The organism is Saccharopolyspora sp. NPDC003752 (assembly GCF_053605825.1).
Genome location: NZ_JBSGJZ010000031.1, coordinates 16,290 through 41,160, shown reverse-complemented (window position 1 = coordinate 41,160; position 24,871 = coordinate 16,290). Strand labels below are relative to the sequence as shown.

Here is a 24,871-nt window from a genome sequence, read left to right as displayed (position 1 = left end):
CGTGCCCCCAGCGCGAGCTAGGGGGCGCGCCTGGGAGTGGTCCATGCGGGACGGGATCCCTGCTGCAGAGCGGTCTGCACGCAGATCGACTTCGCAGAGATCCCGCAAAACCCCCGGTCGTGGGCGGCTTTGAGGCGACGGGAGCCGGGTTCGCGGGATCGGCCATCTAGTTGCCGACCGCGATGGGCGAGATGACCATGTGACCAGGTTGAACTCGGGAAATGCGAGGTGCGCCATGGCGGAGCAAGCGGCGAGGCCGTCGCCCGAGACCACCCGATCGCCGACCGACCGCGTCATCTTCGGCATCACTGCACTGCTGGTCCTGTTCTTCCTGGGTTGGGGTATCGCCTCGCCGGCGACCCTCGGCGCGTTCGCCGAAGCCGGGCTGCGCTGGGCGGTGGACGACATCGGGTGGGGGTTCGCGCTGGCTGCGACGGGGTTCGTGGTCTTCGTCGTTTGGCTCGCGTTGAGCCGCTACGGGGCGATCCCGCTGGGCGGTGACGACGAGCAGCCGGAATTCCACACGCTGTCGTGGATCGCGATGATGTTCATCGCAGGCATGGGCATCGGCCTCATGTTCTTCGGCGTCGCCGAACCGCTGGCGCACTACGTGCAGCCCCCGCCGGAAACGGTGCCGCCGCTGACCCAAGCCGCTGTGCGGACGTCGTTCGCGACGACGCTGTTCCACTGGACGCTGCATCCGTGGGCGATCTACGCGGTCGTCGGCTTGACGATCGCATACGGCAGCTTCCGCCGCGGTCGACGTCAGATGATCAGCTCCACGTTCGTTCCCCTGCTGGGGCGGCGGGGTGCGGTCAAGCCGCTGGGAAAAGTGATCGACATCCTCGCGCTGCTCGCGACGCTGTTCGGCTCGGCGGCCTCGCTGGGCATCGGCACGCTGCAGATCAGCAGCGGGATGCGGAGCGCAGGATGGATCGACGCCGTCAGCACCCCGGTGATGGTTCTGATCATCGGCGTCCTGACGATCTGCTTCGTCGCGTCCGCCGCCTCCGGGGTCGCCCGGGGAATCCAATGGCTGTCCGGCATCAACGTGGCCCTCGCAGCGCTGCTGGCGCTGTTCGTGCTGATCACCGGGCCGTCGGTGTTCATCCTGAGCCTGATCCCGACATCGATCGGCAATTACATCAGCGACTTCGCAGAGATGGCCGCGCGCTCCGGGGCCACCGGCAGCGAGGCCGTTGATGAATGGCTTTCATCCTGGACCATCTTCTACTGGGCGTGGTGGATCTCCTGGGCGCCGTTCGTCGGTACGTTCCTGGCCCGGATCAGCCGGGGGCGCACGATCCGGCAGTTCATCGGCGGCGTGCTCCTGGTGCCCAGCGCGGTCAGCGTGGCCTGGTTCGCGATCTTCGGCGGCACCGCGATCGACCTGCAGCGCAGCGGTGCGGTCGACGTGGCCGGCTCCGGCGGGGAGGAAGTGCAGATCTTCACCGTCATCCGAGCGCTGCCGATCCCGACGGTCATCACCGTGCTGGTCATCGTCCTGGTGGCGATCTTCTTCATCACCGGGGCGGACTCGGCTTCACTCGTGATGGGCAAGTTCTCGCAGCGGGGCACGCTCTCACCGCGGAAATGGATGATCGTGTTCTGGGGTGTGGCCACCGGATCCGTCGCGGCGATCATGCTCATGTCCGGCGGGGATCACGCCCTGGAAGGGATCCAGAACCTGACGTTCCTCGCCTCGGTGCCGTTCGCACTCGTCATGGTGCTGATGTGCGTGGCCCTGAGCAAGGACCTGCGAACCGACAGCCTGATTCACCGCCGAGAACGGGCGGAACAGATCCTCACGAAGCTCGTCGACGCCGACGAACACCAGCCGGCCCGGCGGGACGACGAGCCTGGCAACAACGATGCCGAGAACCCGCGAACGGTCCGGCGGAGCGAAGATCCCCCAGAACACGGCTGACAACGCCGCGCGCCGCAGGCCTGCGCGAGCAATACCGCTCCCTAAGACGTCGTGGATCCGGCCGGCGTCCGATGCCAAGCGCTCCAAGCGAGTTGGGCGAACGGAACGATCACCAGCAGGTCGACGACGTAGGCGACCCATTCGAGGCGAAGAACTCGGCCCAGCGGAAAGACGACAGCGGCGAGGCAGATCAGGGCGGCGACCCACGGCGGGGACATTCGGGTCCAGAAGAGGAGCACGCCGAACACCAGCAGGGCCAGCGGGAAGGTCGGGCCCGGTAGCCACAGCACCAGAAGGCTCTGCGGCGGGTAGTCGCCGAAGCGCGCCAAGGCCACCTGTTCGTGGAAGCCGAATACGCCTTCGAAGAAGCCCTGCAGCCCGAACGCGATGCTGCCGAACATCCCGATCAACAACAGCAACAACCACAGCCCGGCCGCGAAGGGGATGCGTTCGCGCAACCTTTCGTATTCCCCGATCAGCCCGTACACCCAGGGCACCATGGAAAGGGCGATCAACATCCCGCCGTTCACGCCGTAATGACCGTCGACCCAGAAGAACGGCGATGCAGCAAAGATGACCGGGCCGAGGAAGAGTGCCGCCGCCTGCAATCGTTGCACGACCATCGGCGCAGGTTAGGACCGCTGCCAACGGCCCGCAACCGAACTGCGCCCACCTCAGCCGCCTGGCGTGTCCGGCCGGGGTGGCTCCGCTACGCCTCTTCTTCCCGTAGTCGGCGCAGCCGGAATTCGAGGACTTTTCGCTGTGGGGCGTCTGGTTCCGTCAGGTCGCGTGCCTTTCCAGCACTTCCAGATCGTCGCGCCCCGCGTCGGTGTTGGCGAAACGGACTCCTCGCCGCCAGCAGCGCCAGCCCCCGCAACGACGCCAGGAGTTCGTCGCGCTCGGCACGGATCGCGGCGGATTCCGAGCGGGCAGCAGCAGTCCGACGTGGTCGTCGGGCTGCTTCGGCGTCAGCCCGGCTCAACGCCTCGTGGAGAGCGTCGAGGTCGCTGCCGAGATCGGCGGCGATCCGGTACGGCCTGGTCTTGGCCACTTCCTGGCCGAACGCGTTGCGGATGCGGTGGATCTCGCCCCGGCCCGTCGTGGGGTTGCCCCGGTGCAGGAGCAGCGCCAGCCGCTCCGCGTTCAGGCCACCCGGATGCATCGCGAGCAGCGCGAGGATCTCGGCGTGCCGCAAGCTCAACTCATGCCGAACCGTCCACTGTGGCCACCGGAACGCTTTCCAGGCTCCCGACCGGTGCACCGCAATTTCCATTGAAATCGAAGGTCCAATTTCAATGGAAATTGCGGGTTGTCCACAGTCTCCGGCGTGTCGTGGGTCCGACACACCGGAGGATGTGGACAACTTCTTCGATTTCAATGGAAATTGCGGACCCTCGGAGCGAGGTTTCAATTGAAACTGTGCAACGACGCAGGCCCAGCACAGGCGGAGCGGCTACCCCCGCAGGCGGAGGACCAGTTTGCCCAATGCCCGTCGGCTCTCGATGGCCTCCAAGGCGTCCCGGACGTCGTCGACCGCGTAGCTGCCGCCGATCGGGGGCGCGAGGGCGCCGGATTCGAGCTTCGGCAGGATCTCGGTCCACTGGCCGCGCAGGTAGCCGGGGCGCGTCTTGGCGTAGGCGCCCCAGCCGACGCCGATGACGTCCAGGTTGTTCAGCAGCAGGCGGTTGACCTTCACCTCCGGGATCGATCCGGCCGTGAACCCGATCACCAGCATCCGGCCGTCGGCGGCGAGGCAGCGCAACGAGTCGGTGAAGCGGTCACCGCCGACGGTGTCCGCGACCAGGTCGACGCCGCGCCCGCCGGTCGCTTCCCGCACCGCGTCCTTGAAACCGTCGGCCAGCACGTACTGGTCCGCCCCGGCCGCGAGCGCGACCTTCCCCTTCTCCGGCGTCGACACCACGCCGATCACCGAGCCCGCCCCGAATGCCTTCGCGACCTGGATCACCGCGCTGCCGACGCCTCCGGCGGCACCCTGCACCAGCACCGTCTCCCCGGCCGACATGCGGCCGCGCCGGCACAGCGCGAAGTGCGCCGTCAGGTAGTTGAACGGAATCGCCGCAGCCTGTTCGAAGCCCAACGCGTCCGGGATGGGGAACGTCGCGTCCACGGGGCAGGCGACCTGCTCGGCGAAGGCGCCCAGGAAGGGCAGGGCGGCGACCCGGTCACCGGCCCGCACCGGCGCTCCCGCGGGCGCGTCCACGACCACGCCGGCCACCTCGGCGCCCGGGATGAACGGAAGCTCCGGTTTGACCTGGTACAACCCCCGCGTCTGGAGCACCTCGGGAAAGGACACCCCCGCCGCGTGAACGTCGATGAGCACCTCGTCGTCCTTGCGCGAAGGCGGGTCGACGTCGACGACGGCGACGGCAGACGGGCCGTCGAGATCCTTGATGTGCACGGCTTTCATGCCCTCGGACTCTAGGGAACGGGCCGCCGCGGCAGAAGAAGCCGGCGGCTATCACCGCAGCAGCCTGTCCGCGCTACACCTGCCCGACCGAGGTCTTGGACGACCGGATCTGGCGCAGCAAGGTCTCGACGATCCGTCCGCGCACCTCCCCGAGCCGCACGATCGCGGACAGCGTCGTCTGGGCCCACGGCTTGTTGATCGGGATCAGCGTCACGCCGTTGCCGCTGGCCGTCGACGGCGCGAGCGTGTTCGCGATCGAGATCCCCACCCCGGCCCGGACCATCCGCTGCGCGGTCTCCGCGCCGTCGGTGGTGTACACGATGCGCGCGTCGATGCCGGTGACGAGTTCTTCGAACGCCTTCCGCAGGATGCTGCCCTCCCGGAAGAAGATCAGCGGTTCGCCGGCCAGGTCGTCGATGTCGAAGGTCTCGGCGCGCGCCAGCGGGTGCGAGTCGGGCACGCACAGGACCAGCCGTCCGGTCATCAGGTCGATGTGGTGCAGTCGTTCGTCGTCCGGCGGCTCGCCGGGCAGCGGGATCCGGGTGATCAGGCCGATGTCGAACTTCCCGTCCAGGACTCCGTTGCGCACGATGTAGGTGCCGCCTTCGGTGACCTCGAACCGGATGTTCGGGTGCCCTTCGTGCAGCTCGCGAACCAGGTGCGGCAGCACCCGCATGCTCCCGATCGCCACCGTGCCCAGGCTCACCTTGCCGATCTTCAGGCCGTCGATCGCGCTGGCTTCCTGGCGGAGCAGGTCCTCGGCCCGGATCGCCGACTTCACGTGCGGCAGGATCCGCTCGGCGGCATCCGTCGGGCGCACGCCGTGCGCCCCGCGCATGACCAGGACGACGCCGAGGTCTTCTTCGAGCCGCTGCACCTGGTTGGTGATGGTCGGCTGGGAGACGCCGAGCTCGTGGGCCGCTTGGCGGAAGGAGCCGGTCCGAAGTGCTGCTTCGAGGTAGCGCAACTGCTCGAATCTCACGCTCGGCCCCTACTCCCGCCGGGTCGACGGCGCCGCTGCCGCCGACCGTCCGGTCATCGTATGCCGACGATCCCGGCGGACCCGCCCTGGTCTCAGCGGGTGAGCAGGTCGAGGCCGGTCGCGTCGACCGCGCGCGCCCCGCCGTCGATCGGGATCGTGGCGCCGGTGATGTAGCCCGCGGCCGGGGTGAGCAGGAACGCGATGGTCGCGGCGACCTCGTACGGCTGGCCCAGCCGCCGGAGCATCGCCTTGCCGCTGAACTGCTCGATCATCGTGCGGGCGTGCGCTCCGGCGAGGAAGCGGGGCGACAGGAACAGCCCGGGTGCGACGGCGTTGACCCGGATCCCCTCCGGCCCGTACTCGTCGGCCAGCTGACGCACCCATCCCTCCAGCGCCGCCTTCGCCGGGCCGTACCCGGCGGCGTAGCTGCCCGCGCGCGTTCCGTTGATGCTCGAGACGTAGACGATCGACGAGTCGGGTCGCGCCAGCATCGGCGCCAGGTGCTGGGCGGCGAGGAAGGCGTGCGTCAGGTTGACCCGGAAGTCCTTCTCCCACTCGGCGAGCGTGAAGGCCGGCAGCGGTTTGCGCTGCATCTGGCCGATGACGTCTACGTATCCGTGCAGCGGCGCACCGGCGGCGTGCTCGGCCAGGGACCGCGCACCGTCCTCGGACGAGACGTCGGCGACGAACCGGTCGGCGTCGAGTTCATCGGCGAGGCGGCCCAGCGCGTCCTCGTCGACGTCGACAAGCAGCAGCCGCGCGCCGCGGGAAGCGAGCGTGCGCGCGACGTGCTCGCCGATGCCGGCCGCACCGCCCAGGACGGCGTACCGCTTGCCGTCGAGCCGGAACAGCCGGTCGTGGGGGACGTCCGCGGCGGCGACGGCGTCGTGGGGATCGTCGAACACGGTCTCACGCTCCGTTCACGAAATCGGCGATGAGGCGCCAGGTCTGCTCGGGATGGCTGATGTTCGGCGCGTGCTTGTAGGGCACGGGCGCGACGGTCACCGCCGGGCACCGGTCGGCCAGGTGCTTCACCCAGCCGCGTTCGACCAGCGGATCGCCCGCGCAGTCGAAGAGCAGGACCGGGGTCGTGACGTCCGCGAACGGCGCCGGGTACGGATCGGCCGGGCGCGCGGTCCGCAGTGGCTCGGGCGGTGTCGCGTGCGGCGCCAGCATCCCGGCGTAGTGGCCCGGCATCGCGGCCCACCGCATCCGCGCGTCGACCTGGTCCTCGATGCCCGGGTAGTCGTCGCACAGCAGCCGGACGATCCGGGCCATGTCCTCGCGGGTGCCGTCGTAGCCGGCCAGTTCGGCGCTCGTCGCGCTGCGCCAGGGGCCGCCGGTGCCGCTGATCGACGTGACCGAGGCGAGGCGCTCGCTCAACCGGTCGTCCAGCAGCGCGCGGAGCGCGATCGAGCCGCCGAAGGAGTTCCCGACCAGGTGGACCGGGCCGTCCACATCGAGCTGGTCGAGCAGCGCGTACACGTGGCGCAAGCGGAAGCCGAACGGCGACTGGTCCAGCCGCACCGCCTTGGCCGAACCGCCGAAGCCCAGCAGGTCCGGCGCGATGACGCGGTGCGTCTGCGCCGCGAGCGGCAACAGCGTCCCCCAGGTGACGTCCGAGGACGCTCCCCACGCACCGTCGTGGAGGAAGACGACGGTGCTGCCCCGGTCCTCGCCCCCGATGAGGTATCGGGTCTCGAGGTCGTTGACGACGGTGTTCTTCTCGTTGATCACGGCGAGCAAGGTCTCCTTTGGACGGTGGGGTCAGCGGAATTCGTACTGCTCGGGATCGACTGCCTGGGTGCTGCTGATGTACCGGTGCGCCGACAGCGGCCACATGATGGTGGAGCGGCCCTCCGCGTTCTGGTACCAGCTGTGCGTTTTGGACCATCCCCACACGCGCAGCGCGCTCGCCTCGGCCACTTCGTCCTTGTACTTCTCGAAGACGTCGCGGCGCAGCGACAAGGAGGACTTGCCCGACTCCAGCAACCGCTCGATCGCGCTGAGGATGTACACCGACTGGCATTCGATGAACAGCACGAGGTTTCCGTGCAGCAGGAGGTTCGTGTTGGGGCCGTACATGCAGAACAGGTTCGGGAAGCCCGGAACGGTCAGGCCCAGGTAGGCGCACGCGTCGACGCCCCACGACTCGTGCAGGTCCGCCCCGCCCTCCCCGGTGACCTGCATCGGCATCAGGAAGTCCGAGGCGTTGAAGCCGGTTCCGAAGACGATGACGTCCACCGGGACGTAATGACCGTCGGCCGTGTGGATCCCGCTCCCGTCGATGCGGGCGATGCGCTCGGTGACCAGCTCGACGTGGTCCTGCTTGAGCGTGCCGATCCAGGTCCCGTCGTCGCGGACGATCCGCTTGGCGCCGGGCGGGTAGTCCGGGACGATCTTCGCCGCGAGGTCCGGCCGGTCCTCGACCTGGCCGAGCAGGTAGTCCGTCAGCAGTTCGCGCAGCCGCTCGTTGGGTGCCGACACGGCCCGTTCAGTGGGCGGGTACGCCGGGTCGACGGTCGCGGCGGCGAGCCGTCCGATGGCCCTCGGCAGGAATATCGAGAAGCGGTAGTACGCGCGGTACAGCGGGATCTCGCGCAGGAGTGCGCGCTCGTCGTCGGGGATCTCCTGGCGGAGCTCGGGTGTCGGCTGCAGGTACGGCGCGCTGCGCTGGAAGATCGTCAGCGACGCCGCGGACCGCGCGATCGCCGGCGCCGCCTGGACTCCGGTCGCGCCGGTGCCGATGATCGCCACCCGCTTGCCGGTGAGGTCGACGTCGTGGTCCCACTGCGCGGTGTGGAACACGGGACCGTCGAAGGTGTCCAGTCCGTCGATGCGCGGGATCATCGGGCGGTTCAGCTGTCCGACCGCGGACACGACGATGGTGAATTCTTCGGTCCGGGAGCGGTCGTCCGGCCCGGTGGTGGCGACCGACCACAGGCGCCGCGAGTCGTCCCAGGTCGCCGAGACGACCTCGGTGTCGAACCGGATGTGGTCGAGCAGCCCGTTCTGCTCGGCGAACGCCCGCAGGTAGTCGAAGATCACGTTCTGCCGGCAGAAGTACGACGGCCAGTCGTGCGGGAAGGAGGAGTAGGTGTAGATGTGGCTGTGCACGTCGATCCGGCAGTCGGGATAGCTGTTCTCGTACCACGTCCCGCCGACGTCGCCGTTCTTCTCGATGATCGTGAAGTCCACGCCGGCCTGCTTCATCCGCAGCCCGGCCATCAGCCCGGACAGGCCGGCCCCGACGATGGCCACCCGCATCGGCCGGTCCGGGGCGAGCTGGTCCTTCGTCCACTTCGGAGCGCGGGGATCGGTGCCAGGTGGGACGAAGGCGACGCGCAGCAGCGCGGCGTCCTCGCCGGCGGAGCGGTCGAGCGCCCACTCCGCGATCGCTTCGAGGACCGCCGCGGACGGCTCGACCGGCCACGCATCGATGTCCTGCAGGTACGGTTCGAGCGTCGCCAGGCAGAACGCCCGTGCCTCCGCGTCCGTCTCGGCGTCGAGACCGGTCGCGGGTAGCAGGTCCGGGTTCGGGCGCCATCGCGGGCGGAGCACGGACGGGTCGTCGGTCAGGTGCGCGACGAGCATCAGCAGCGCGGGCGTTTGCGCCGCCCGCAGGTGATCGAGCAACTCCTCCGGGGACTGGGCGGAATCAGACAACGCGGGCATCCTTCGAGGTGTCGTTGTGCGGCGGGGACGGTTCGGGGGAATCGAGGAACTCCCGGAGCAACGCCGCCACGGGCGCGGGATGGGTGAACGCGGCGAGGTGACCGCCGGGCGCGAATCGCAGCCGCGAGTGCGGGATGCGCGCGTGCAGGTTCTCGATGACCGTGCGCGGGGTGCTCACATCGTCGGTGCCACCGATCACCAGCGTCGGCACCGACGGCGGCACGTCGAAGTCGCCGACTGCGGTCATCGCCTCGAGGAACGCGGCGTGGATGGCGGGATCGCCGGCGAGGAACTGGTCCCGGGCCCGGGCGATCAGCGGATCCGGCCGCTGGGGATCGCCGAACCAGCGGGTCATCGTCATGTCGGCGAGCGCGGCCAGCCCGCCTGGTGCGCGGGCCGCGTCCGCGCGCGAGCGAGATCCGGCCCGCGCGTTGTCGTCGTACGCCCCGGCCGTCGCGATGAGGACCCCGGCCTCGACGGCATCGGTGTGGCGATGCGCGAGTGCTTGGGCGACCATCCCCCCGAGCGAGATCCCCACGACCGGGAACCGGGTCAGGCCGAGCTGCTCGGTGATGAGCGCGATGTCGTCGGCGAGCACGTCCAACGAGATCGAATCCGGGGCTCCCCCGCTGGCGCCGTGGCCGCGGAGGTCGGGGATGACGCAGCTGAACGCGTCCCCGAGTTCCGCCGCGAGCGGTTCGAACCACGAGCCGTCGAGCGCGAGCGAGTGCACCAGCACCACCGGGCGCGGGCCACTGCCCACGACCCGGTACGCCAGGCTGGTGCCGTCCGGGGCAACGATGCGCTCGATCATGCGGAGGCCTCCTCGTCCGCGCGCCGGCGTTCCTCGGCTGCGGCCACCTCTTCGCGGAGGCGAGCCGAGAGCGTTTCCAGGTATTCGGCGAATTCCGGGGACGAGGTGCGCATCTCCTGCGTGCGCGGCCGTTCCAGGTCGATCCGGATGTCGGCGACGATCCGGCCCGGGCGGGCGGCCATCAGCACGACCCGGTCGCTGAGCAGGATCGCCTCTTCCAGGTCGTGGGTGACGAAGACGACCGTGGGCCGTTCCGCCTCCCAGAGCCTGATGAACTCCTGCTGCTGGTTCGCGCGGGTCTGGGCGTCCAGCGCCGCGAACGGCTCGTCCATCAGCACGACCCGGGGGCTCTGCACGAGCGTGCGCGCGATCGCGACCCGCTGGCGCATGCCTTGCGACAGGTGCAGCACGTCCGAGTCGGCGAACTCCTCCAGCCGCACGCGGCGCAACCACTCGTCGGCGCGCCGTTTGCGTTCCGCCGCCGGGACGTGGCGCACTTCCAGGCCCAGTTCGACGTTCCGGCGGACCCGCCGCCACGTCAGGAGCGCGTCGCGGGCGAACATGAAGGCGACGTCGTCGGAGGTGCCGCTGACCGGTTCGCCTTCCAGCGCAACGGTTCCGGCCCGCGGCCGCTCCAGTCCCCCGGCCATCGAGAGGGCCGTCGTCTTCCCGCATCCCGACGGGCCCACGATGCTGACGAACTCCGAGGCGCCGATGTCCAGGTTGAAGTCCTCCAGGACCAGCACCGCGCGACGGCCGTGGATGAAGTTGTGGCTGACGTGGCGGAATTCGATCGGCGCTCCGGCCGGGCGCCTGCTGGGAGGCCGGTGATCCGCCGCCTGGTCCGCGACTTCCGTCCTCGGATTCGCCGTGCTGGTCTGCCTCATTGCAACTCCGCTGGGTCGAGAGGTGGACCGTGGTGCGGCTGCGACGGCGTCTCGTGCCTCTCGGGAACGCGTTCGCCATCGAACAGTCCGCGTACGTCGAATGCGGCTGATCGACCGCTTTCCGACCGTGCCACGCCGGTTCGGTGATGCTCCGTGCCCCGACGCGCGGCTGTCAATACGGAACGGCGCCGCGCGGAACTATCGCGCCGATAGCCCGCGGGCCGTTGCCAGGAGAGCACCCGGTGGCGAGCCTGGTCCGAACCGGACCTTCGGAGGGAAGACGATGACAGCTGCGCAGCAAGCGGTTTCGCCGTTCGGCGGCGTGCGGTTCGACTTTCGCGGCCGGGTGGCGATCGTCACCGGCGCGACCGGCGGCATCGGCGGCGCGGTCGCCGACCTGTTCGCCGCGTCCGGGGCCGACCTGGTCGTCCACGGCCGGCGCGCCGACGCGCTGCAGGACGTGGTCTCGCGCGTGCGCGAGCTGGGACGCGACGCGGTGGCGGTCACCGGCAACATCCGCGACCCGCAGACCGCGGCCGACATCGCCGCCGCGGCGGAAGATCGCTTCGGCCGGGTGGACATCCTCGTCAACAACGCCGGCGGCAACTTCGGCGCGCGTCTCGAGGAGTTGTCGGTCAACGCGTGGAACGCCATGATCGAGGCCAATCTCAGCGGCGCGTTCCACCTGGCCACCGCATGCCTGCCGGGGTTCCGGCGCCGAGGCGGCGGCGCGGTGGTCAACATCGGGTCCGCCTCCGCCGGTCACGCGCACCCGCTGCGCGGGGCGTACGCCGCCGCGAAGGCCGGGCTCGCGTCGCTCACCCGGACCATGGCGTGGGAATGGTCGGACTTGAACGTGCGGGTGAACTGCTTGGAGCCCGGAGCGGTGGTCACCGCGGCGTCCCGGTTCGCGGCCGACGACGTCGAAGCCCGGGTCGCCCGGTTCGTCGCCATGAACCGGCTCGGCCGCCCGGAGGACATCGCGTCCGTGTGCCTGTTCCTGTGTTCGGCCGCGGCGACGTACCTGACCGGGCAGACCGTGATCGTCAACGGCGGGCCGCACACGGCCACCCCCGCCGACATCGACCTGGTGCGCGCTCCGGTGGCGGCGGAGTAGCGATGCTTCTCGTTCTCGCAGGAATCCGGGAGGAACAATGAGCCGATCGATCGTTTCGGACGGAGCCGCCGGCGAGGAGGCGAAGGCCGCCGGGTTGTCCGGTACCGACCTCTCCGCGATGGAACTCGCGGTCTTCGCCGAACGGCGCAAGCGCCGGACCCGGGTCCGGCTGCAGGTGTGGGCGATCCGCTGCGCGGTCGCTATCGCGTTCATCGGCGGCTGGTACTTCGCATCCCGACGAGGGCTAGTCAACCCCTTGTTCGTCTCCTCCCCCGACGCGGTCGCGCAGGGCCTCGTCAGCCAGCTCGGGCAGGCGGAGTTCTGGACCGACGTGACCGCGACGTTCGCCGGCGCGCTCGCCGGTCTCGCGGCCGGCGGCCTCCTGGGCATCGTGACCGGCGTCGTGTTCTCGCGGTCCGAGGTGCTCGAACGCGCCGCAACTCCGTTCCTGACCCTCGCCAACAGCCTGCCCCGGCCCGCGCTGGCGCCGATCTTCATCCTCTGGTTCGGTCTCGGCTTCGCGCCGAAGGCGCTCGTCGCCGGCAGCGTCGTGTACTTCGTCCTGCTGACGTCGACGCTCGCCGCGTTGCGCGGGATTGACCACGACGTCGTGCAGCTGACCAGGTCGCTGTCCATGTCGCCCGTCCAGCGCTTCGTGAAGATCGAGCTTCCGGCGGCGCTGCCGAGCATCGTCGGCGCGCTGCGCCTCGGTGCGGTGTACGCCGTGCTCGGTGCGGTCCTCTCGGAGATGGTCGGCGCGTACTACGGCCTCGGCCAGCGGCTGGTCGTGCTCACCAGCAACTTCAAGGTCGCCGATTCGTTCGCCGTCCTGCTGTTCATGGGCGTCATGTCGATGGTCCTGGACTACGCGATCAAGGGCCTGGAGCAGCTGGTCGCGAGTCGGTCCCGATGAGCGGGCCGCTCCTGATCACCGGCGGCGCGTCCGGCATCGGCGCCCGGCTGGTCGAGTCGCTCGCGGGCGAACGGCCGGTCGTCGTGCTGGACCCGGCTGCGCCCGGAGCTCCGGTGCCGGGCGTGCGGTACGTCGCGGGCGACGTGACCGATCGGGACGGACTGGTGACCGTCGTGGCGGACCTCTGCGCGGATCGTCCCCTGTCCGGTCTGGTCCACTGCGCCGGCATCTGCCGCACCGGGCCGTTCCTGGACATGCCGCGGGACGAGTGGGCCCGGGTGCTCGAGGTCAACCTGCACGGCACCCTCGCCACCGTCCAGGCGTGCGCGGCGGCGATGTCCGACGGCGGGCGGATCGTGCTGTTCTCCTCCGGCACCGCGTTCAAGGGTCCCGGCGGGATAGCCGCGTACGCGGCGTCCAAGGCGGGTGTCATCGGATTCGCCCGGTCGATGGCGGCCGAACTCGGCGACCGACGGATCACGGTGAACGTCATCGCTCCCGGGCTCGTCGTCACCGGGTTGTCGGCGGACATCGCGCACACCGAGCCGGCCAACATCGCCGGACGGGCGATCAAACGCGCGGCCACTGTGGATGATTTCGTCGCGCCGGTGCGCTTCCTGCTGTCCGAGGGCGCTTCGTTCGTGACCGGCCAGACCATCGTCGTCGACGGCGGCGCGATCAAGCACTAGTGCCACGCACGGGAAAGCTCGCTCGATTCCCTGAATCGAGCGAGCTTTCCGGCTTCGGTCAGAGCGTGACGTTGAGTTCCTTGAGGCTGAAGAACGCCCGATCGTCCCGATAGGACAGATGCGTGACCTCGGGGTCGACGAGCTTCATGTCGGGGAACCGCGCGAAGATCCTGGGCACCGCGACCATCAGCTCCATCCGGGCGAGGTTCTGCCCGACGCACTGGTGCGAGCCGAAGCTGAAGGCGAGGTGCTGCGGTTTCTCGGCGGGGATCTCGAAGTCCTCCCACGTGGTGCGGGCGTACTTGCTCTCGTCGTGGTTGGCCGACCAGATGGACGCGACAACGCCTTCGCCCTGCCGGAAGGTGTGCTCGCCGATCGTGATGTCCTCCGTGGCGGCACGGCGCGGCCCCATCCGCGCGACCGAGTGCACGCGCAGCAGCTCCTCGATCGCGACGTCCCACCGGCGTTCCCCGGAGAGCAGCAGCGCGAGCTGATCCGGACGCTTCAGCAGGGTGAAGATCGACAGCCCGATCATGCCTGCGGTCGTGTCGTGCCCGCCGATGATGAGGATCGTGATCAGCGCCGCGAGCTGATCGCGGGTGATCCCGCCGGCTTCGTACTGCTCCCGGATGATGTTGCTGAGCAGGTCGTCGGACGGATTCGCCTCTTTCAGCGCCGCGTACTCTAGCCCGAGGGCGCGGAATTCCTCGACCGTCCGGTACATGTCCTCCTGCGACAGCGACAGCGTCGTCTGCCGCTCGGTGAGGTCGAAGAACCGCGGGGCGTCCTCGATCGGGATGCCGAGCAGCCGGGTGATCACCGTGGTCGGGATCGCGAGGGCGAACCGGGAAACGAGGTCGGCCCGCCCGGGCTGCGCCGCGAGCGCGTCCAGGTGGTCGTCGACGATGGTTTCGACCTGCTCCCGGTAACCTTCGACGGCCCGCGGCGTGAAGTACTTGACCACGCATCGGCGCAGCGTCGTGTGCAGCGGCGCATCCTGCCGGATCATGCTGTCGGCGACCATGGGGTGGTTCGATCCGGGCAGCCCGCGGACCGGGAAACCCGGCGTCATCGGGTTGGCGCTGAACCTGTTGTCGGAGAGGATCGCCTTCACGTCGTCGAACCTCGTCGCCAGCCACGAGGTCTTCCCACCGCCCAGGTCGACCTGGCTGATCGGGCAGGTGGCACGCAGTTCGCTGAAATACGGTGGATCGTCCAGCGGGCGTTCCGGCGCCGGATCCAGCGACAACTGCCTCAGGTGCGGGCACTCCCCCCGCTGCTCGCTCGTGGCTTCGACGGCTGTGCGATCTTCCACGGGGACTCCTTGCTGCCTCGTTGCAGGGCCGGGCTCCTGGGATGTGGCCGGCGCGGAAACCCCTCCGCGACGCGGCTGCGGCCATCATGCGTGCCCGCCTCGGCGCGAGGAAGACCCGACCGGTTTGCGCACCGATCGGGACCGGCTATCGCTCCCGCCGGACCGGTGCGAGTGGACAGCCGCGATAGCGATCCGCCATCACCGGTACACGATTCGCGGTATTCCCCGGACATTCCGGGTCCCGCCACACTCGCCGGAGCCACGAGCCGCCTCCCGACCCGGGTGCCGGGCGCCGACGAAGGGAAGACGCTTGATCGAGAACTCCGCGCGGCTGCCGCAGCAGCTGCGAACGGCAATCGCCGCCCTCGTCGCCTCCGGGGCTCAGGTCGTGCCGGAGCCCGAGGCCAAGGAAGTCCTGCGCAGCAGCGGCATCGCGGTCCCGCCGGGCGGTGCGCACGCCGACCCCTCCGTCGCGGCGAACGGGGTCGACGGCGACCTGGTCCTGAAGGCGGTATCGCCGACGCTGGTCCACAAGTCCGATGCGGGCGGGGTTCGCGTCGGTGTCGTGCGGGAGGACCTGGCCACGGAGGCGGCGGCGATGACCGCGGCACTGGCCGCGCACGGGCATCGGATCGATCGCTTCCTCGTCGAGGCCAAGGCCGACCCCGGCCACGAAGTCATCGTCGGCGCGGTGCGCACGCCCGGTGTCGGCTGGGTCGTCATGGTCGGTCTCGGCGGGATCTTCGTCGAGCTGTTCGCCGACGTCTCGTTCGGCGTCGCCCCGCTGACCGCATCGGACGTCACCTCGATGCTGTCCGAGCTCAAGGGAACCGCGCTGCTGAGCGGGGCGCGCGGTGGGATCCGCGCCGACCTCGATGCGCTGGTGTCGCTCGTCCTGCGGCTCGGCGGCGAGGGCGGGCTGCTCTCGGCACTCCCGCCGGAGGTCGTCGAGGTCGACCTCAACCCGGTCATCGTCGACTCCGAACGAGCGGTCGCGGTCGATGCGCGGCTGGTCCTCGCCGCGGGACCCGAAGCGGAACGCGCCGCCGGGGAGCACACCGCGCACGGCGCCTTCGGACGCCTGTTCCGGCCCCGCAGGATCGCGGTGCTGGGTGCGAGCGCGAGCGGGTCGAACATCGCCAACCGGTACATCGCCGACCTCCGGCGATCGGGCTTCGCCGGGACGGTGATCCCGATCCACCCCACGGCGGAGCAGATCGAGGGGCTCCCGGCGCAGCGCTCGCTCCAGGAAGTCACCGAGCCGGTCGACTACGCCTACGTCGCGCTCCCGGCCAAGAAGGTCGCGGACGCGCTGACCGCCGATCCCGGCAAGGTCGCGTTCGCCCAGATCATCAGCAGCGGCTTCGGCGAGGTCGCCGAGGGAATCGAGCTCGAACGGGATCTCGTCCGGCGGATGACGGCGCAGGGGACGCGCGTCATCGGCCCGAACTGCCTCGGGATGCACAGCTCCGCGGCGCGGGTCAGCTTCATCCCGGACCCGCCGCTGACCGCGGGCGGCGTCGGCGTCGTGTCCCAGAGCGGCGGCCTCAGCGTCGACATCCTGCGGCTCGGTGCGGCGCGTGGAATCGCCTTCCACAGCGTCACCAGCATCGGCAATTCCTCCGATGTGGACGCCGCCGAACTCGCCGAGTTCATGCTCGACGATCCGGACGTCGGCGTCGTCGGCATGTACCTGGAGTCGATCGCGGCGGCGCGCGCGATCCTGGACCTGCTTGCGCGACGAGGCTCCGGCAAACCGGTCGTGCTCCTCGCCGGAGGGCGCACCGCCGCCGGTTCGCGCGCGGCGACGAGCCACACCGGCGCGCTCGCCGGCAACCACCGGCTCTGGCCGGCGGTGTGCCGGCAGGCCGGTATCGCGCTGACGGACTCCCTGGAGGAATTCCTCGACGTGCTGCTGGCTTTCGCCACCGTCCGGCTCGACGGGCCACCGTCGGCCACGCGCGATGCCGTCCTCTTCGGCAACGGCGGCGGTGCCAGCGTGCTGGCCACGGATGCGCTGGCACGCCACGGATTCTCCGTCCCAGCCCTGCCGCAGCCGACGATCGAGCGGATCCTGTCGCTCGGGCTGCCGCCCGGAAACGGCCTGGAGAACCCGATCGACACACCGGCGGGCACGCTCGCGGTGGGCGGCGGCACCATCGCCGGAGACCTGTTGTCCATCGTGCTGGAATCGGCGCCGCCGGCCATCCTCATCACCCACCTGAACGTCGGCATCATCCAGCGGAACCTGGCCGAGCGGCACGGCGATGTGACCGGCACGATCATCCGGAGCATCGCGGCCGCGCACGCCCGCGCCGGCGCGGCGACGCAGCAGTACCTCGTCCTCAAGGGGGACGGCCGACCGGACATGGACCAGGCGGTCGCCGATTACACCCTCCAGGCGCAGCGCCTCGGCCTGCCCGTCTTCCGCTCGGTCGACGAAGCCGGCCGGGTCGCGCGGTCCCTCATCGAATTCCAGGAGCGTCGAGCCGCGCTCGTCCGCACCGCCACCGCGTGAACGACCGGGAAGGGCGAATCCACGACATGACCACCGATCACGAAATCCGGCACGCCGAGCGGCGCGCGCACGCGCTGGCGATGGGCGGCGAGCGCAAGCTGACCGCCCGGGCCGAGAAGGGCGAGCTCAACGCCCGCGAACGAGTCGCCCGGCTCTTCGACGACGGTTCCTTCCGCGAAATGGGCCTCTTCGCGACCTCGAACGTCGATGCCGACCAGCACGTGACCCCCGCCGACGGGAAGGTCACCGGCACCGGGCGCATCGCAGGGCGCCGCGCCGGCGTCATCGCGTACGACTTCACGGTCAAGGGGGCGTCCTCCGGAGCCGTCAGCAACAAGAAGATGGGGCACCTGAAGGATCTGACCGCGCGCAGCGGGATTCCGCTGGTCTACCTGGCCGAGTCGACCGGTGTGCGGATGCCCGACGTCATGGGCGGCACCGGGCTCGGCAACGCCAACGACCGGACGCGGTTCCTGCGCCGCCGGACCAACCCGTGGGTGTCGGCGGCGTTCGGGTACTCCTTCGGTTCCGCCGCCTGGCACACCGCCGGCTCCGACTTCGCGGTCATGCGCAAGGGCGCGATCATGGCCGTCTCCAGCCCCGGACTCGTCGGGCGGGCGACCGGCCAGCAGGTCGACGGCCAGGAACTCGGCGGCTGGAAGCTGCACTCCGAGGTGACCGGATTCGCCGATGCGGTCGCCGACACCGACGAGGAGGCGGTCGACCTCCTGCGCCGGTTCCTGAGCTACCTCCCGTCGCACAACGGCGAAGCGCCGCCGATCGCACCGGTGCCGGAAGGTTCGGCCGGGCGCGGCGCGCAGTTGCACGCGATCGTGCCCCCGGAGCGCACGAAGGTGTACGACGTGCGGAAGGTCATCGAGGTCATCGCCGATCTCGGGAGCGTGTTCCCGGTCAAGGAGCGCTACGGCAAATCGCTCGTCACCGCGCTGTGCCGGATCAACGGCCAGTCGGTCGGGGTCATCGCGAACAACCCGATGTTCAAGGGCGGCGCCATCGACGCGGCCGCGTGCGCGAAGGCGACCAGCTTCATCGTGCTGTGCGACTCGTACAACATCCCGCTGGTCTTCCTCGTCGATCAGCCGGGATTCCTCATCGGACTGGACGGCGAGCGCAGCGGAATCGTCGGGAAGGTCATCAACTGGATGAACGCGCTCTCGCTGGCGACCGTGCCGAAGGTGACGGTCATGATGCGCAAGAACTACGGGCAGGGCTACGTCAACATGGGCGGCGCCTGGACGACCGACGCCATGGCCGCGTGGTGGACCGCGGAGGTCAGCTTCATGGACCCGCGCTCGGCGGTCGGGGTGGTGCACGGGATCGACGCCGCCGCGGATCCCGAGCTCTACGAGCGGCGGCTGGCCGAGATGGCGAAGGAATCGACCGGCTACGACGTCGCCCGGGTCTACGGCGTGCAGGACGTGATCGACCCCGCGGACACCCGCGAGTTCATCCTCGGCGCCCTGGAGGACAACGCGCTGAACCGCACCGGCGGGGTGGGTGAGCACCAGCTCAGCAATTGGCCCACGAGTTACTAGGAAGTGTTCGCGTTGCGGTGCGAGTTGACGGCCCAATCACCGAAAGAGCAAGCGGCTCGCGCCGCTTGTGAAAGCAGACCCTAGGCGGATGAGGATGTCGCAGCAATTCCCCCGGCGACTGCTGGTCGCCAACCGGGGCGAGATCGCCCGCAGGATCATCGCGACCGCCCGGCGCCTCGGCGTCGGCACCGTCGCGATCCACCACCGCGTCGACGCCGGCCTGCCCTACGTCGCCGAGGCGGACATCGCCCGTGAGATCACCGGCGACCAGCCCGTCGGCGCCTATCTCGACATCGACCAGATCGTCCGCATCGCGGTGGGAACCGGAGCCGACGCGGTCCACCCCGGTTACGGCTTCCTCGCCGAGAACCCCGGATTCGCCCGCGCGGTCGTGGATGCGGGCCTGACGTGGGTCGGCCCCGCCCCCGAAGCGATCTCCGCGATGGGCGACAAGGTCGAGGCGCGGAACCGCGTCGCGGCCGCCGGTGTTCCGGTCGGCGGCGGTGCCGGTGCAGCGCTGTCCGATGCCGCCGAGGCGGTCGCGGCGGCCGAGCGCATCGGCTACCCGGTCATGGTGAAGGCCGCCGGCGGCGGTGGCGGGATCGGCATGACGATCGCCCGCGACGCCGAATCGGTGCGGAAGGAATTCGACCGCACGCAAGCGATCGCGGCGCGCAGCTTCGGCTCCGACCGGGTCTTCCTGGAGCGGTTCGTCGAATCGGCGCGGCACATCGAGGTCCAGGTCCTCGGCCTGGCGGACGGGACGATCCTCGCCTTGGGCGAGCGCGACTGCTCGGTGCAGCGCCGCCACCAGAAGCTCGTCGAGGAATCACCGGCGCTCGGCCTCGCTCCGGAGGTTCGGCAACGGCTGCACGACGCGGCGGCGAACGCGGCCCGCGCGGTCGGCTACCGCAACGCCGGCACCGTGGAGTTCCTCGTCGACGCGCGGACGCAGGAATTCGTCTTCCTGGAGATGAACACCCGGATCCAGGTCGAGCACCCGGTGACCGAGCTGACGCACGGCGTCGATCTGGTGGAGCAGCAGCTGAGCATCGCCGTCACCGGTTCGGTCACCCCGGGGTTCGCGCCCCGGCCGCGCGGGCACGCGATCGAATTCCGGCTCTGCGCGGAAGATCCGGTGCGGTTCTTCCCCAGCCCCGGTCCGATCGAGCAGTGGGAGGAACCGAGCGGGGACGGGATCCGGGTCGACGCCGGGTACCGGGCGGGACTGGCGATCACGCCGCACTTCGACTCGCTGATCGCCAAGATCTGCGTGTTCGCGGAAGACCGGGACCGCGCGCTGGAACGCGCGCGGGAGGCGCTCGACGGGTTCACCGTCGGGCCGCTGCGCACCAACCTGCCGTTCCTGCGCGAACTCGTCGATCACCGCGAGTTCGCCGCCGGCGGGTACGACACGAACATCGTCGCGGCTGTCACCAGTAGCCCGACGGCATCCACGGGAAGGTAGTGCAGTGGCGGAAACGATCAATGCCGACATGGGCGCGAACGTCTGGAAGGTCCTGGTCGCCGCGGGTGACACCGTCGAACCGGACACGACGGTCGTGGTTCTCGAGTCGATGAAGATGGAGATCCCCGTCCTCGCCGAATGCACCGGTTCCGTCACGGCCGTCCACGTCGCGGAGGGGTCGACGGTGAACGGCGGCGATCCGCTGATCGACATCGACGAGCCGTAGGACACCGATGAGGAACGTGACCACCGAACGGAAGGCGGGCGTGCCATGAAGCTCAGGGTCGATGCGGGCAAGTGCTGCGGGTCGGGGCAGTGCGTCCTGGCCGCGCCGGCGGTGTTCGACCAGGACGAGGACGGAATCGTGATCCTGCTGGCCGAAGAGGTCGGCGACGAGGCGGTCGCCGACGTCAACGAGGCGGTCTTCTCCTGCCCCACGGCCGCCATCGAAATCGTCGAGCCCTGACCGCCATGGCCGGCAACCCGATGTGCCGTGTCGTGATCGTCGGAGCGGGCCAGGGCGGGGTGCACGCGGCCTCGATCCTGCGGCGGCTCGGATACGCCGGCGAGCTGACCCTCGTCAGCGCCGAAGCACGCCTGCCGTACCAGCGGCCACCCCTGTCGAAGGCGTTCCTCCTGGACGCCGACCCGGCACGCGTCGAGTTCCACGACGCGGCGCACTACGACTCGATCGGCGCGACGCTCGTGCTCGGCGACCCGGTGACCGAGGTGGATCTCGCCGCCCGCGAGATCTCGCTGGCGTCCGGCACGACGACGCCGTACGACCACCTCGTGCTGGCCACCGGCTCCCGCCCGCGCCCGATCCCCGGCCTCCACGGTCTGCGGAACGTCTTTCAGCTGCACGACCGCGACGACGCAGTCGCATTGGGCGCGCGGCTGCGCGGCGCGCGATCGATGTTGTTGGTGGGCGGTGGATTCATCGGGCTGGAGATCGCGACGGCGGCCGTCGAACTCGGTTGCTCGGTCACCGTCGTGGAGCGCATGCCCTCGATCCTGGCTCACGCGGTACCGCCGCAGGTCAGCGATTTTCTCCTGCAGCGGCACCGTGCCCGCGGCGTCCGGTTCCACCTCGGCAGGTCGGTGGTCGCCCACAACATCGAGGGCGATCGGCTCGAATCGGTCACCACGGACGACGGCGAGCGGCTCCCGGCGGACGTCGTGGTCGTCGGGATCGGCTCCGCGCCGTCGACCGACCTGGCCGAACGGGCCGGTCTGGCGGTGGACGACGGGGTCGTGGTCGACACCCGGCTGCGGACCTCCGACCCGCACGTGAGCGGGATCGGCGATTGCGTGCGGTTTCCGCTCGACGAGCGGCTGGAACGGCTCACCTCGGTCCAGCACGCCATGGACTCGGCCCTGCACGTGGCCAGGCAGATCGTCGGTCAGGACGCGCCGTACCGGCCCGTCCCGTGGTTCTGGACCGATCAGGCCGGGGTGAAGGTGCAGATGGCCGGCGCGCTGCGGGCCGAGCACGACCGCACCGAAGTCACGTCCGGCCCGGCGAGCGGGAAGTTCGCGATCCGGCGCTACCGCGGCGACCGGCTCGTCGGTGGAACGACCGTGTCGATGCCGGCCGAGCACGTGAAGATGCGCCGGGAGTTGGCGGCCGGGCTCGCGCCGTCTCCGGAGACCGCCGTCGACTCGTGAGCACGTCGGCAGCCGACCTTCCGCACCTCGAACGAAGAGCCGCGAGGCGAACGACTTCCGGGTCGCCTGAGAGAGGAAAGCCATGCACATCCGATCCGCTGAATCGACTGCCCCCCAGTTGACGCAGACCCGGACCAGCCGCCGCGCCATCCTCCGGATGGCCGGCGCATCGGTTCTCGCCGCCGGCGCGGGAACCCTGCTCGCCGCGTGCGGCGACGGTTCGCCGGGCTCGCCCGCCACCGGCACAGCCCCGGGCGCGGCACCGAAGCCGACCCCGTTCCGCGTCGCCACGGCGCCCGGCGACAACTACTTCATCGACGCGGTGAACCTCGACCAGGACCAGTACGGCAAGTACAACCTGGAGGTGCCGAAGTTCCTGCACCCCTCCAGCGGCGTGCAGGGGATGCAGCTGCAAACGGCGGGCCAGATCGACGGGCAGATGCAGGACACCCTGCTGGTGATGACGACCTTCGCCAACTCCAGGCCGGGCGAGCGGCCCGTCATCATCGGCATGCGCATCCCCGAAACGACCTACTCGATCGTCGTCAACAAGGGGAACTGGCCATCCGGCTCGGCGAGCTTCGCGGACAAGATGGCGTCCCTGAAGGGCAGGACGATCGGCGTCACCGCGATCGGCGCCGGGGCCGACAAGCAACTCCGGCTGGCCCTGCAGCAGGCGGGAATCTCCGAGGCCGACGTCACGCCGCTCGCCGTCGGGCAGACCACTCCGGCGATCGCCCAGATGAGCGCCGGGAAGATCGACGCCTACGTGGGCATCACCTTCGCCACCGCGCGCCTGATGGCCGCGCAGACCGGCGGCAAGGTGCTGATCGACTTCGCCGCCGACGGCGTCCCGGACCTGCTCAGCAAGCAGCAGGTCGACGTGCTCATCGCCCGCGAGGACTACGCGAAGTCCAATGCGGACGCGTGCAAGGCATGGCTCGCCGCGCAATGGGAGGCGAAGGACTGGATCCTGGCCAACCCGGACGCCGCCGCCGACCTGCTCAACACCGACAGCTTCGACGGACAGGGCCTGGACGTCTCGAAGCAGTACATCCAGCACTTCAGCGACGTCGTCGTACCGAAGCTGCTCCCGCAGTGGAAGGTCGCGAAGGACGCGATCGACCTGATGATCGAGGTCGCCGTGCAGACCGGCGCCGTCGAGGAAGGCCAGGTCACCTACGAATCACTGGTCGCGGACTTCGCCCGCGCGTAGGCGCACACGACCAACGCGGGGCCTGGCTAACGCGTGGGAGGCTGTGTGGAACTTCGCTGGGATCTGGGTATCCCGTGGGGACGTCGTACCCGCACGGAGCCATCATGGCCGCTACGAGCATCGATCCGCTCCGCTACCACGCGGTGCTCTTCGACCTGGACGGAGTGCTCACCGACACCGCCGCGGTGCACGCCGCCGCTTGGAAGCGCCTGTTCGACGGGTACCTGGCCGAGCGCGCGCCGGCTCCGGCGGAGGACCACCTTCCGTTCACCGGCGACGACTACCTCCGCCATGTAGACGGCAAGCCGAGGGTCGATGGCGTGCGGGACTTCCTTCGCTCCCGCGGCATCCTGTTGCCGCTGGGCAGCGCAGGCGACGCGGCCGGGCGGGAAACCTGCCACGGGCTGGGCAAGCTCAAGGACGGCTACTTCCGCGACGCCCTCGACGCCCAGGGCGTCGCGGTGTTCGACGACGCGATCGCGCTGATCGAGTCGTTGCACCGCCACGGCATCCGGACCGCCGTCATCTCCGCGAGCACGAACTGCGCCGCCGTCCTCGAACGAGCCGGGATCGCGCACCTGTTCGGCGTTCGGGTCGACGGTGTGGTGGCGGAGGAGCTCGGGTTGCCCGGCAAGCCCGATCCCGCCGTGTTCTTCGAGGCTGCCCGCCGGCTCGGCGTCCGGCCATCGAGCTGTGCAGTCGTCGAGGACTCCGAGTCGGGTGTCGAAGCCGCCAGGACCGGTGGCTTCGCCCTGGTCGTCGGCGTTGCCCGGTCCGGCTCCCCGACCAGGCTGCCGGGAGCAGGAGCGGACGTGGTCGTGTCCAGCCTCGCCGACGTCACCGTCGCCGGCTCCGGGGAACGCCGCCTGTCCGAAGTGCCCGACGCGCTCGACCGGTGGGCCGAGATCGCGGATCGCCTGCGGAGCCACCGTCCGGCGGTGCTGCTGGACTTCGACGGCACCCTCGCCCCGATCAGGGAGGATCCGACCGCGGTCGCGTTACCGGCCGGGACCGGCGAGGTGCTGCGGGGTCTCGCCCGGCACTGCCCGGTGGCGGTGATCAGCGGCCGCGACCTGCGGGACTTGCGCGAACGGGTGCGGGTCGAGGACGCGTGGTGCGCGGGCAGCCACGGCTTCGAGCTGGCCGGGCCCGATGGCACGTCGGTCGCGCAGCAGTCGGGCGAGACCGCGCTCCCCGACCTCGACGAGGCCGAACGGCTGCTGTCGGCCGAGTTGCGGCCGGTGGCCGGCGCGCTGGTCGACCGCAAGCGGTTCGCCGTCGCCGTGCACTACCGCAATGTCCGGCAGGACGAGGTCGAGCGGGTGATCTCCACCGTGCGCCGGGTCGGTGACGCACGGCCCGGGCTGCGGACGACGCACGGCCGATGCGTGGTCGAGTTGCTGCCGGACATCGACTGGAACAAGGGCAGGGCGCTGCGCTGGTTGCTGGACCGCATCGGGCTGGTCGGCCACGACGTCGTGCCGGTGTTCGCCGGCGACGACTACACCGACGAGGACGCCCTGCGCGAAGTGTACGACGACGGCATCGGCATCGTGGTGCTCAGCACCGAACACGGCGACCGCCTGACGTGGGCGCGGTACTCCGTCGATGGTCCACGCTCGCTGTGCGAGTTGCTCTCGCGCATCGCATCCCTGGTGCGGGGAGCAAATCCGAACAGGCCGGGCTGAGCGCACGAAC

General features: G+C 70.1%; 22 protein-coding genes. 12 read left to right on the top strand and 10 right to left on the bottom strand.

Translation table 11 applies throughout. The annotated features are described in order from the left end of the window. Positions 1-235 precede the first annotated feature (235 nt). On the top strand, positions 236-1,927 hold the full coding sequence (locus ACWEV3_RS31545) for a BCCT family transporter (RefSeq protein WP_452617363.1): 1,692 nt from the start codon (positions 236-238) through the stop codon (positions 1,925-1,927). Positions 1,928-1,968: 41 nt separating this feature from the next. On the opposite strand, the gene ACWEV3_RS31540 is transcribed toward ACWEV3_RS31545, so the two are convergent. The 9 genes from ACWEV3_RS31540 to ACWEV3_RS31500 all read right to left on the bottom strand — a co-directional run bounded on the left by ACWEV3_RS31540 (position 1,969) and on the right by ACWEV3_RS31500 (position 10,713). Continuing rightward, complete coding sequence (locus ACWEV3_RS31540; protein ID WP_452617362.1) at positions 1,969-2,550, bottom strand: hypothetical protein; 582 nt, start codon at positions 2,548-2,550, stop codon at positions 1,969-1,971. Positions 2,551-2,636: 86 nt separating this feature from the next. Continuing rightward, positions 2,637-3,128: a hypothetical protein gene (locus tag ACWEV3_RS31535; RefSeq protein WP_452617361.1), complete on the bottom strand. Its 492-nt coding sequence runs from the start codon at positions 3,126-3,128 to the stop codon at positions 2,637-2,639. A gap of 252 nt (positions 3,129-3,380) precedes the next feature. After that, entirely contained in the window at positions 3,381-4,355 is a 975-nt protein-coding gene (locus ACWEV3_RS31530; protein ID WP_452617360.1) for an NADPH:quinone oxidoreductase family protein, read from the bottom strand. Between the two features lie 73 nt (positions 4,356-4,428). Further along, positions 4,429-5,337, bottom strand: a complete 909-nt coding sequence (locus ACWEV3_RS31525; protein WP_452617359.1) for a LysR family transcriptional regulator — start codon at positions 5,335-5,337, stop codon at positions 4,429-4,431. Between the two features lie 92 nt (positions 5,338-5,429). Continuing rightward, a complete protein-coding gene (locus ACWEV3_RS31520) occupies positions 5,430-6,242 on the bottom strand; it encodes an SDR family NAD(P)-dependent oxidoreductase (protein ID WP_452617358.1) in 813 nt (270 codons plus the stop codon). Between the two features lie 4 nt (positions 6,243-6,246). Next, complete coding sequence (locus ACWEV3_RS31515; protein WP_452617357.1) at positions 6,247-7,074, bottom strand: alpha/beta fold hydrolase; 828 nt, start codon at positions 7,072-7,074, stop codon at positions 6,247-6,249. Between the two features lie 30 nt (positions 7,075-7,104). After that, on the bottom strand, positions 7,105-9,003 hold the full coding sequence (locus ACWEV3_RS31510) for a flavin-containing monooxygenase (RefSeq protein WP_452617356.1): 1,899 nt from the start codon (positions 9,001-9,003) through the stop codon (positions 7,105-7,107). Then, complete coding sequence (locus ACWEV3_RS31505; protein ID WP_452617355.1) at positions 8,996-9,826, bottom strand: alpha/beta fold hydrolase; 831 nt, start codon at positions 9,824-9,826, stop codon at positions 8,996-8,998. The genes ACWEV3_RS31510 and ACWEV3_RS31505 overlap by 8 nt, the downstream gene beginning before the upstream one ends. Next, entirely contained in the window at positions 9,823-10,713 is an 891-nt protein-coding gene (locus ACWEV3_RS31500; RefSeq protein ID WP_452617354.1) for an ABC transporter ATP-binding protein, read from the bottom strand. The genes ACWEV3_RS31505 and ACWEV3_RS31500 overlap by 4 nt, the downstream gene beginning before the upstream one ends. Before the next feature lie 283 nt (positions 10,714-10,996). On the opposite strand from ACWEV3_RS31500, the gene ACWEV3_RS31495 reads away from it, so the two are divergent. Genes ACWEV3_RS31495 through ACWEV3_RS31485 form a run of 3 tightly spaced genes read left to right on the top strand, consistent with a single transcriptional unit; the run spans position 10,997 to position 13,432 of the window. Further along, on the top strand, positions 10,997-11,830 hold the full coding sequence (locus ACWEV3_RS31495; RefSeq protein ID WP_452617353.1) for an SDR family NAD(P)-dependent oxidoreductase: 834 nt from the start codon (positions 10,997-10,999) through the stop codon (positions 11,828-11,830). 37 nt (positions 11,831-11,867) lie between these two features. Then, a complete protein-coding gene (locus ACWEV3_RS31490) occupies positions 11,868-12,743 on the top strand; it encodes an ABC transporter permease (protein ID WP_452617352.1) in 876 nt (291 codons plus the stop codon). Next, complete coding sequence (locus ACWEV3_RS31485) at positions 12,740-13,432, top strand: SDR family NAD(P)-dependent oxidoreductase (protein WP_452617351.1); 693 nt, start codon at positions 12,740-12,742, stop codon at positions 13,430-13,432. The genes ACWEV3_RS31490 and ACWEV3_RS31485 overlap by 4 nt, the downstream gene beginning before the upstream one ends. Positions 13,433-13,490: 58 nt before the next feature. Here the strand turns inward: ACWEV3_RS31485 and ACWEV3_RS31480 are convergent, their stop codons facing one another. After that, complete coding sequence (locus ACWEV3_RS31480; protein ID WP_452617350.1) at positions 13,491-14,747, bottom strand: cytochrome P450; 1,257 nt, start codon at positions 14,745-14,747, stop codon at positions 13,491-13,493. 310 nt (positions 14,748-15,057) lie between these two features. On the opposite strand from ACWEV3_RS31480, the gene ACWEV3_RS31475 reads away from it, so the two are divergent. The 8 genes from ACWEV3_RS31475 to otsB all read left to right on the top strand — a co-directional run bounded on the left by ACWEV3_RS31475 (position 15,058) and on the right by otsB (position 24,861). Then, positions 15,058-17,265 carry an acetate--CoA ligase family protein gene (locus ACWEV3_RS31475; RefSeq protein ID WP_452617349.1) on the top strand — a complete coding sequence of 736 codons (2,208 nt, stop codon included), beginning with the start codon at positions 15,058-15,060 and terminating at the stop codon, positions 17,263-17,265. A gap of 26 nt (positions 17,266-17,291) precedes the next feature. Continuing rightward, positions 17,292-18,821, top strand: coding sequence for an acyl-CoA carboxylase subunit beta (locus tag ACWEV3_RS31470; RefSeq protein ID WP_452617348.1), 1,530 nt, complete (start codon positions 17,292-17,294; stop codon positions 18,819-18,821). A gap of 94 nt (positions 18,822-18,915) precedes the next feature. Further along, positions 18,916-20,289, top strand: a complete 1,374-nt coding sequence (locus ACWEV3_RS31465; protein WP_452617347.1) for an acetyl-CoA carboxylase biotin carboxylase subunit — start codon at positions 18,916-18,918, stop codon at positions 20,287-20,289. Between the two features lie 4 nt (positions 20,290-20,293). Then, positions 20,294-20,515 (top strand): biotin/lipoyl-binding carrier protein, encoded by a 222-nt coding sequence (locus ACWEV3_RS31460; RefSeq protein ID WP_452617346.1) that lies wholly within the window; start codon positions 20,294-20,296, stop codon positions 20,513-20,515. A gap of 45 nt (positions 20,516-20,560) precedes the next feature. Then, positions 20,561-20,755, top strand: coding sequence for a ferredoxin (locus ACWEV3_RS31455; RefSeq protein ID WP_358573799.1), 195 nt, complete (start codon positions 20,561-20,563; stop codon positions 20,753-20,755). A gap of 32 nt (positions 20,756-20,787) precedes the next feature. Next, positions 20,788-21,957 (top strand): NAD(P)/FAD-dependent oxidoreductase, encoded by a 1,170-nt coding sequence (locus ACWEV3_RS31450; protein WP_452617345.1) that lies wholly within the window; start codon positions 20,788-20,790, stop codon positions 21,955-21,957. Between the two features lie 118 nt (positions 21,958-22,075). Then, positions 22,076-23,173 carry an ABC transporter substrate-binding protein gene (locus tag ACWEV3_RS31445; protein WP_452617344.1) on the top strand — a complete coding sequence of 366 codons (1,098 nt, stop codon included), beginning with the start codon at positions 22,076-22,078 and terminating at the stop codon, positions 23,171-23,173. 104 nt (positions 23,174-23,277) lie between these two features. Next, entirely contained in the window at positions 23,278-24,861 is a 1,584-nt protein-coding gene (otsB, locus tag ACWEV3_RS31440) for a trehalose-phosphatase (RefSeq protein ID WP_452617343.1), read from the top strand. The last annotated feature ends 10 nt before the right edge of the window (positions 24,862-24,871 follow it).

Bases quoted from the DNA above. Each gene is read 5' to 3' on its own strand.
- ACWEV3_RS31505 (WP_452617355.1), bottom strand. From the start codon at position 9,826: ATGATCGAGCGCATCGTTGCCCCGGACGGCACCAGCCTGGCGTACCGG.
- ACWEV3_RS31455 (WP_358573799.1), top strand. From the start codon at position 20,561: ATGAAGCTCAGGGTCGATGCGGGCAAGTGCTGCGGGTCGGGGCAGTGC.
- ACWEV3_RS31465 (WP_452617347.1), top strand. From the start codon at position 18,916: ATGTCGCAGCAATTCCCCCGGCGACTGCTGGTCGCCAACCGGGGCGAG.
- ACWEV3_RS31490 (WP_452617352.1), top strand. From the start codon at position 11,868: ATGAGCCGATCGATCGTTTCGGACGGAGCCGCCGGCGAGGAGGCGAAG.
- ACWEV3_RS31545 (WP_452617363.1), top strand. From the start codon at position 236: ATGGCGGAGCAAGCGGCGAGGCCGTCGCCCGAGACCACCCGATCGCCG.
- ACWEV3_RS31540 (WP_452617362.1), bottom strand. From the start codon at position 2,550: ATGGTCGTGCAACGATTGCAGGCGGCGGCACTCTTCCTCGGCCCGGTC.
- ACWEV3_RS31500 (WP_452617354.1), bottom strand. From the start codon at position 10,713: ATGAGGCAGACCAGCACGGCGAATCCGAGGACGGAAGTCGCGGACCAG.
- ACWEV3_RS31485 (WP_452617351.1), top strand. From the start codon at position 12,740: ATGAGCGGGCCGCTCCTGATCACCGGCGGCGCGTCCGGCATCGGCGCC.
- ACWEV3_RS31495 (WP_452617353.1), top strand. From the start codon at position 10,997: ATGACAGCTGCGCAGCAAGCGGTTTCGCCGTTCGGCGGCGTGCGGTTC.
- otsB (WP_452617343.1), top strand. From the start codon at position 23,278: ATGGCCGCTACGAGCATCGATCCGCTCCGCTACCACGCGGTGCTCTTC.
- ACWEV3_RS31530 (WP_452617360.1), bottom strand. From the start codon at position 4,355: ATGAAAGCCGTGCACATCAAGGATCTCGACGGCCCGTCTGCCGTCGCC.
- ACWEV3_RS31470 (WP_452617348.1), top strand. From the start codon at position 17,292: ATGACCACCGATCACGAAATCCGGCACGCCGAGCGGCGCGCGCACGCG.